Annotated in this window: 6 protein-coding genes and 1 pseudogene; 4 read left to right on the top strand and 3 right to left on the bottom strand. The window is 62.7% G+C overall.

Going from position 1 to position 7723, the window contains the following annotated elements; all coding sequences use genetic code 11:
• Positions 1-245 precede the first annotated feature (245 nt).
• Positions 246-1601 (top strand): sugar transferase, encoded by a 1356-nt coding sequence (locus tag ABEL04_RS13495; protein ID WP_375802916.1) that lies wholly within the window; start codon positions 246-248, stop codon positions 1599-1601.
• A gap of 319 nt (positions 1602-1920) precedes the next feature.
• The gene (locus ABEL04_RS13490) at positions 1921-2226 is read left to right on the top strand and encodes a DUF3368 domain-containing protein (RefSeq protein WP_375802915.1); all 306 of its coding nucleotides are present in this window, start codon (positions 1921-1923) and stop codon (positions 2224-2226) included.
• A 418-nt stretch (positions 2227-2644) separates the two neighbouring features.
• Here ABEL04_RS13490 and ABEL04_RS13485 read toward each other — a convergent pair whose 3' ends face one another.
• Together ABEL04_RS13485 and ABEL04_RS13480 are read right to left on the bottom strand one after the other, a co-directional pair.
• On the bottom strand, positions 2645-3166 hold the full coding sequence (locus ABEL04_RS13485) for a hypothetical protein (protein WP_375802914.1): 522 nt from the start codon (positions 3164-3166) through the stop codon (positions 2645-2647).
• Positions 3167-3265: 99 nt separating this feature from the next.
• A complete protein-coding gene (locus tag ABEL04_RS13480) occupies positions 3266-3469 on the bottom strand; it encodes a reverse transcriptase domain-containing protein (protein WP_375802917.1) in 204 nt (67 codons plus the stop codon).
• A 636-nt stretch (positions 3470-4105) separates the two neighbouring features.
• Here ABEL04_RS13480 and ABEL04_RS13475 point away from each other — a divergent pair.
• On the top strand, positions 4106-5392 hold the full coding sequence (locus tag ABEL04_RS13475) for a YgiT-type zinc finger protein (RefSeq protein WP_375802913.1): 1287 nt from the start codon (positions 4106-4108) through the stop codon (positions 5390-5392).
• Between the two features lie 643 nt (positions 5393-6035).
• Here ABEL04_RS13475 and ABEL04_RS13470 read toward each other — a convergent pair.
• Complete coding sequence (locus ABEL04_RS13470; protein ID WP_375802912.1) at positions 6036-6740, bottom strand: hypothetical protein; 705 nt, start codon at positions 6738-6740, stop codon at positions 6036-6038.
• Between the two features lie 588 nt (positions 6741-7328).
• On the opposite strand from ABEL04_RS13470, the pseudogene ABEL04_RS13465 reads away from it, so the two are divergent.
• A pseudogene (locus ABEL04_RS13465) lies at positions 7329-7723 on the top strand (hypothetical protein); the annotation flags it as partial.

Here is a 7723-nt window from a genome sequence, read left to right as displayed (position 1 = left end):
ATAGCTAAAGCGGCTCGTCTGAAAGACGAGGGTTTGGGACCGAGTGCGTGGAAATTAAGGAAGATTTTTTGTCCGCAACGTTTGCCTCGGAGAGAACCCTGCCAGATCAGATCAACGGCTCTATGTCGGAAGTCAGGGTCGCTCCGGCGAAGTTGCGCTTCTAGCGGACAATGTTCATCTTGACGCCCGTCTGGGACATCCATCTCTTCCGTTCTCCGCTCCGCTCGTCAAGCGGCATCCTACCTATGGAAATCATTTCGTCACCGACGGCTTGGAAGAAGACCTCCGAGGTGCCCGAATTCGAGGAGCCGCCAGCGGAGGCGTCCTCCCCGTCCGATCCGATCTGCCTCTCCGCGGCGCTTCCTCCGGGCAAAATCATTCGGACCCGGAAGATCTGGTCTAAGCTCCTGCACGCGGCGGCCCTTCCCGTCATCGTCGGGGCGATCGTCTTCTGGCTCGAAGGCGAGTTTTCCGCCGGGCTCTTCCAGCAGGCCTGGCCGGTGATGGCGCTCCTCGCCGCGGCCTACGTAGGGGCCTGGGTGCTCAGTTCGAAGTTTGAGCGGTACCCGTTTCTCAATCAGTTCGAGGCGGCGCTCGTGAGCGTAAGCGTCACACTGGTGCCGGCGGGCGGACTCTTTGCCGCCATGCCCGGCTCGCCCATCAACACCCTGGCGCTCTTTGCCACCGTGGGATCCGTGGGCTGGTACCTGGCCGATAAATTCCTCCACCGATACCGAAAGTCTCGCCTGCTGGTCCTCCCGGGCGGCGTGACGGACCGCTTGCTCGCAATCCCCGGCGTGTCTGCAGAGAAAGAAACCGGCTGGTCCCGCGGGGCCCTCGACGGCATCGTCGCCGACCTTCACGAATCGCTTTCCGACTACGAGGCGTTTTGGGCGGATCACAGCATGAAGGGGGTGCCCACCTACCACGCGGGCTACATCTACGAGCTGCTCACGGCCCGCGTCCTCCTCGGCGCCTCGTGCAAGGAAAGCGTCGACGTCCGGAAGCGCCGGTACTACCCGTACGTCCGGCGGGCGATGGATCTGCTGCTCATCGGTCTGAGCCTCCCGATTACGCTTCCGATTGTAGGCCTGACTGCCTGTGCCATTCGGCTGGAGTCGAAGGGCCCGGTTTTGTTCTGGCAGGAGCGCATTGGCCGGGACGGAGACCCCTTCCAGATGGCCAAGTTCCGCAGCATGCAGGTGGGCAATCCCGGGGAGGACGGCAGCGTGTTTGCGGAGGAAGACGACGACCGGGTCACGACAGTGGGCCGGTTCATTCGTAAATTCCGCATCGACGAGCTGCCCCAGTTCTGGAACGTGCTGAAAGGGGAGATGAGCCTGATCGGCCCGCGGCCCGAGCAGGTGGGGCTCGCCCAAGAGTTTACCGACGACATGACTCTCTACGAGTACCGCCACCTCGTTCGCCCGGGCATTACCGGTTGGGCGCAGGTGCTCCAGGGCTACGCGGCCGACGAGGAGGAAACACGGCGCAAGCTGGAGCACGACCTGTACTACGTCAAGCACCAGTCGGTCACGCTGGATCTGCTCATCACCTACCTGACGGTCAAGACGATCCTGAGCGGCTTCGGCGCGCGGTAGGGCGTGAAGAGCGTGGCGGCACGGGAGGAGAGGGGTGAGCAGATTGGTTGGGGGGATCGCTTCTTTTTGTCTGAAATGCGCCCAAGCCGGAAAGCGAGTTCTGCTGGCGCGCGATCTCGATTTCAGTGAATTGATCGCGGCTTTGGACAGGCGTGAAGAAGAGATCCCACACCTTTTCTCGGAGTGCCTGGGTCGTGTCTTCAGGATCCGGCCTGCCCGATGGCTCTGAGGTGTTATTCCAGCTCATCGGCTCCGATCGCCCAACGAGGAGCAGGTAGGCTCAGGGGAAGCGTTCTTGGAAAGGAGCTCCAGCAGGTCGATGCCGTCCTCCCGGATTGACCAGACGAGGGGCTCTGCCTCCGGTAAAGAAAAGCGAGGAGATCTGCAGGTTCTTGACCCGGGTGAGCGCGAGGCTACCCGGTTGTCAGTACAGGAGAAGCAGGTCTTTCTTTGTCTTATCGATGAGCGAGCCGGACGCACCGTTGCAAGAACGCACGGCCGCAAGGTTACTGGAACGGTCAGTATCCTCGGAGCGGTCGCCCAAAAGGGCCTCATTGATCCGGTTCGGGCAGTACGGAATCTGAGACAAACCTCGTTCCGCGTCTCTGCCGACCTGTACCACTAGCTAACCCGGTGTGCAAGTTTTTAGTCCTCAATCAGGTTGCTGAAGCTGAGGGACGAGAGGCCTTCCCGCTGACAGAGCATGACACCGATCGTGTGGCTGCAGATTTTCCGCATCCATCGGTTCGTCAGATGCCATCGATCCCTCGCATACACCTGCTTGGCTCCGTAACGGTGACAAAGCTGGCTGATCGCTGTTTCGACTCGTCGGCGACGCCCTTCAGGCAGGGGAGGCCATCCTGAACTGTTGGACTTCCGAGAAGGGGCTTCCAATCGGATCGCGTCGTCAAGATTGGCGTCCAGGGTTCCAGTAGTTTTTGTCTCCAAGGACCGCAGGAGGCCCCGCTCGGGGCCGCCTTCGAGCACCTCTGGCGCGACAGTCGCGTCATGCTCGCCCACGGGGGCTACTGAAACACTTGTAATCACACCTGGCCAAGCGACTTCGACGTGTCCTCGAAATCTTTTGCTTCGTTTGTTTGGTGGTCTCGTCGAATCCATAGGCGGCTTCCGCCTGAAAGACCCTGCATTGCGAGGCCCGAATAAACCGGCAGACCGGCATTGGGAAACTGTCTACGGCCGAGAGGCGCGGATCTACCCAGGCGCGGGGGCTTCGCCAGAGACGCCGGAGAAGCCGCCTGTGAAGCATAGCCTTTACCGCCCACAGGTTCGCCGATTGGCGAATGGGAGGCGCTCCGGTGGATTTTCTGTAGATCGGGAAAGAGATCCTCATGGTGCCGCCGAAAGTAGGTGAATATCGCCGAATCGGTGTTTTTCTGGAGAAACTCTCCTACAGGATCGCAGGTGAGGACGACGCTGTCGTCGACTGTTGGATCGTGGCCTCGGGCACGGAGAGGGCGTCCTTCTTCCCTGAGCTGCCGTTTGAAGTCGGTAAGCATCTCATCGGTGAGACAGAACACCTCGACGATGAAGCGACCGAAGCTCATGACTGGAGTAAAGGCCTGATTCTCTGGAGTTTACTGGGATAATCCAGAGATTCGGGCCCCTCCAGTCTGTTTCCTCATGCCGAAAACCCGAACACCGGGTTAGCTAGGTTGTGCAGGCGACAACCGTTGGTATACCGACGTGATCGCGTCATGCGTACTACGGTTGAGGCGAAATCCAAACGGGTCATCGGAAAAGTCCTCCTCATATATCGGTTCTAGGACCATCCGCAACGCTTCCTGTACAACCCTGTCGTGGACAGTTGGAATACCCAGAGGGCGTTCCCTTCCGTCTCCTTTCGGTATGTACCGGCGGACCCATGGAGGCTTCGTTGTCTCTGCCCGTGGGAAGATTCAGGACGGATCAATGTGTCCCGAGCCCCGACGGCTGGTACGTCGATGTTCACTGTGAGCTGAGAAATTTCAAGCTCAGACGTTTTTCTTCTACACAGAGCTGCACGCTGAGATGACAGTGCGGGTCGTCCTACGGGACGAAGCGGCATGCAACAGGACATGCTGTAAGGAATCCGTCCGTGAGCCGAGCAATCGGTGCTCTGGATACCGCGTTCGCACGGCTAGGTCCTACAAGGAGGGCCTACGTCCTCCAGCAGGAACGGCCAACCTGCGACACTCCGTTCTAGCTGGAGCAGCGGTCCCTTAGAGCAGAACTCCTTCAGGTCAGAACCGGCGGGGAAACCCATGGAGAACCAACGGCCTCGGCGAGACGGCGCGTCCCGGCGAGGCAGGGACGCGGAAGGCTGCAGGCTTTAGGTTACAGACTCGGGGCTACAGCCCCACGGCTACAGGCTCAAAATATCGGTAGCATGTCGGTCCTGTGAGAAGCCCCTCTTTCAGACAGGACGTGGAGTGCCGCAAACAAAACGCGGCATCGCCGCTTCCTGTCGGGAGTGACACCAATCACAGACCGACACGCTGACGACGATGCCGCAGATTACACTACACCACGACTGCTTCGATGTTCGGATGCAGATCTCAAGCGAGGCGCCGGCCAACGTGTACGATCTGGCTGACCAGCTCGTGGAATTAGCCCGAATGCTTGTAGGCAAGGTCGCTAAGGCGAAGCTCACCGACCGCCTGCGCAGGGAGCTTGGCCCTCGGGGAGCGGCGGGCAACCGCTTCGGAGAGGGCTGCGAGGCGGAGTGTCCGCGATGCGGATCCGGAGCGGCCTACCGCAAGGGCACTCGCCCGAGGACTGTGGAGGTTCCTCGCCTTGGGGCCGTCAAGGTCGAGCGTCCATATCTGGAGTGCCGGCAGTGCGGTCGCTCGTACGTGCCCTATTCGGCGGGAGCTCCCAAGCGAGGCCGTTACGGACAAGAGGCCCTTCGGCGCCCGATCGAGGCCACGTTGGAGACCAGCTACCGGCGGGGCGCGGAAGCCTCAAGCGACAGCTTCATGGAGTCTCCATCGGAGCGCACCCTTTGGCGAATCGTCAACGAGGGTCCGCTGGAGGCCACTGAGGAGGACTCTGAAGAGCAAGTGCCGCTCGACGCCGATGCAGAGGCGGTCAGGGCCCCTGAGAAGACCTGCGTGGCCGATGCTACGCGCATTCCTGCTCGCGAGGAAGACGCCCAGCACAGCCTCTCGATCGCTCACGTGGTCGAGCCCGACAAGGCTGGAGGGCCCGGCGGCCGCCCGGCCTTGAAGCGGCAGCCGGTCGCCGGGCGAGCTGGCTCGGAGACGCGGCTGCGCGAGGCGCTGAGCAAGGTCTCCGTTTCGACGCTCGTGACCGACGGGCAGATGGACGTCTCCGACGTTGCCGATCGGTGTGGGCGCTGCCGGTGGCACCTGCCTCGCTCGGTGCGATATCTGCTTTACAACGACGACGTGAGCGGGGATCGAAACCAACAGCTCACCGGCGAGGTGCGTGAGCTTGTCTACACGGACTACGCCAATCCCGTCGCGGCACGAACAGTGCTCACCCGATGGGCAGCAGTCCGCCGACAAGAGGCTCCCCAAGCGGCTGGTCACGTCGAGCGAGCCGCCCCACAGGTCGGGGTGTATTCCCGATCGGATCCGTCGCCATCTGCTAGCTTTACGGTCGAGACAACCGCCCCTGTCGAGCGGGAGATACGCGAGCTCAATCGCCGGTTCGAGAACGGGGGACAGTGGACTCGATCCGGAGCTGAGAACTTGCTTCAGTGGCACCAGATCTACCGCCACGACTCGAAGCGGTGGGCCGGATGGTTCCCCGATTCGGTCCCAATCTGATCACGGGACCGTCTCACAGTGTTGACATGCTACCAAAATATCAAGGCCCCGCGGGAGGCCTCAGGAGCCAGCAGGACCCTCGACAGCTGCTCGAGGGCACCGCTGGAGACAACCGGCGGATAACCAATGGACGCGGCCGGTGAGGCTGCAGAGGGCACTCTGACCGAAACAGAACCACAGCCGAAAACGACAATCTTGGTGGTGCAACACTTTTCACCACTGGGGCCATATACGGCCCTATAGCCCGAAAAGTCTACTAGATTTATAGATTTTCCGCAAGCGGGCAAGACCCTGACAACCGGCACAAAAGTCCCGGCGCGGGGCCGACTTCAATTCTGTCTAGCGGCACCGAGACAACTCAGCTCGGCAAGGGGTTGCCCGGCCCCATAGACTGCCCGGCAACGCGGCGGCGAGGGCAGGCGACGCGGCAGGCAAAAAAAGAACCACCGGCCTTTCGGCTGGGTCCCTCCTGCCGGACCTCCCTCTCGGGCCCGGGCGGGGCCTTTGCGGAGCGGCTCTCCCTCACGGGGGAACTCCCCCCCTGTGCTAAGTGGCCTGTCGGCCAGGAGTCCCCACCGAAGCCCTTCGCCGACTCAGGGCAGGCCCCAACGTAGGGCACGCCTTCGCCGGGGCGGCTCGCCTCCTACGCCTCGTCGGGGGTCCACCGGGAGGGCTCCGTCTCTTGCTCGAGGGCCTCTAGCACCCGATCGGGCACCTCGTTCCGGAGTTCTATCTCAGCTTCTATCGGCCCGGCGCTCCGCCCGGAGGCCCCGATTCCGAAGGCCAGCGCCGCGCCGGCCAGCGCAATCCGCCGGGCCGTCCTCATCGTCGAGCCGGCTCCAGGGCCAGTGCGGCGGGCAGGTCCGACCTGCAGGTGGCAGAGCAGCGAGTAGTGGCCGCCGGCCTGCGGGCCGACCTCTAGGCGGTAGGACCAGCGCTCTGGGCCGAGGACCCGGTCGAGCCGATCGCGAATCGCCTCCGGGCGGAGCCGCAGGTCGACGACGGCCGGGTGCCGGTCGTCCCCCTCCGCCCGGCCGCCGAGGTGTCTGGGCGCGTGGCCGATCGCCCGGTGGTCGACAATGTAGGCGTTCCAGGAGAACGGAGCGCGGAGCCGGGCCCACTCCTCGGCGGTCAGGGGTTTCTCGGACTCGGGAGATTTCTCAGCCGGGGGAGGACCGTCTGGGCCGGCTGGGGGCTGGCCCTCGCCCGGTTTTTCGCCCTTGCCCGGAGCGCTTTTGCCGGAGGAGTCGGTGTTCGAGGAGTCGGTGTTCGGGGCGCCATGGGTGGAGGGGTCGGTGTCGGAGGAGCCAGTGTTGGAGGAGTCGTCGTTTTCGCCTAGCGTGTTCATGTGGCAAACGGGTCGTTGGGAAAAATCCAGTGAGAGAGAACTCCAATGAGGAGAACTCCGAGGAGGGAGAACTCCAGCGAGAGAGAGTGTCCGGCGCGGAGGCCGGAGCGCCGGGGCAATCCGCGACGCATCCGGCCCCGGCCATGACAATGGTGGAGGAGAGGCGACGATATTTTCTCTACGACTCTTCCCCCTCCGGCCGTGCCAACGCGCGCTACAAGCACAGGGAGTGAGGCGCGGGGGCACAACGGCTCAGGGACCAAGACGGCCCGTTCGCGTCCCAACTCGGCTTTCCACGTAGGCCTCCGCACCGGGTGCAGACGGTGCCCAGACGGAGATGTGGCGTCCGTGTAGCGTCCCCTAGTTGAGCCCCACGGCCCCGGGGCATTCCCGCTCTTTCTTGTGGACGTGGGCGAGGATTGTTGACCGGTGCTTTCACCGGCCGGCGTGTTCACCCGGCAGCGAGGGGACGCTAAACAAAAAAGTCCTCAGCAACCCCGATCTTGGTTGTAGACGGCGGGCAAGCGCCGCCAGAGGGCGGATTTGCCCGGCCAGTTCAACTTCTTTTCACAGAACTCCCCATTCAGTATGGCGACTTCCATTGGAGACCGATTTTCTTTCGACGACCTGAAGGCGAGAACCTCATTTGACGGCCTGCCTCCATTTCCCGATCTCGACTCGGCCACCGAGACCGGCGAGGAGACCGCACCCAAGAGTGCCGATGACGGAGGGGGCGGGACCGAGGCCGCCGCACCAAAAGAGGACGCGCCTGCCGGCGACAGCGCCGACGCAAATGACACCGACAATGACGAGGGTGGCACAAACGCCGCCGATGACACGGATACTGCTCGTGGTACTGACGCTGCTCATGACGCCAATGACAGAGATGACACCGGTGACGGAGCGGGAAACGGAGGTGAAGTCGGCGGTGACGGACGTGAGACCGACGATGCCGATGACACGGCTGACAACGATGACACGGC

It is taken from the genome of Salinibacter sp., from assembly GCF_042218895.1.
Classification (GTDB): domain Bacteria; phylum Bacteroidota; class Rhodothermia; order Rhodothermales; family Salinibacteraceae; genus Salinibacter.
The sequence above is the reverse complement of the archived record's forward strand: the minus strand, read 5'-3'. Positions and strand labels throughout refer to the sequence as shown.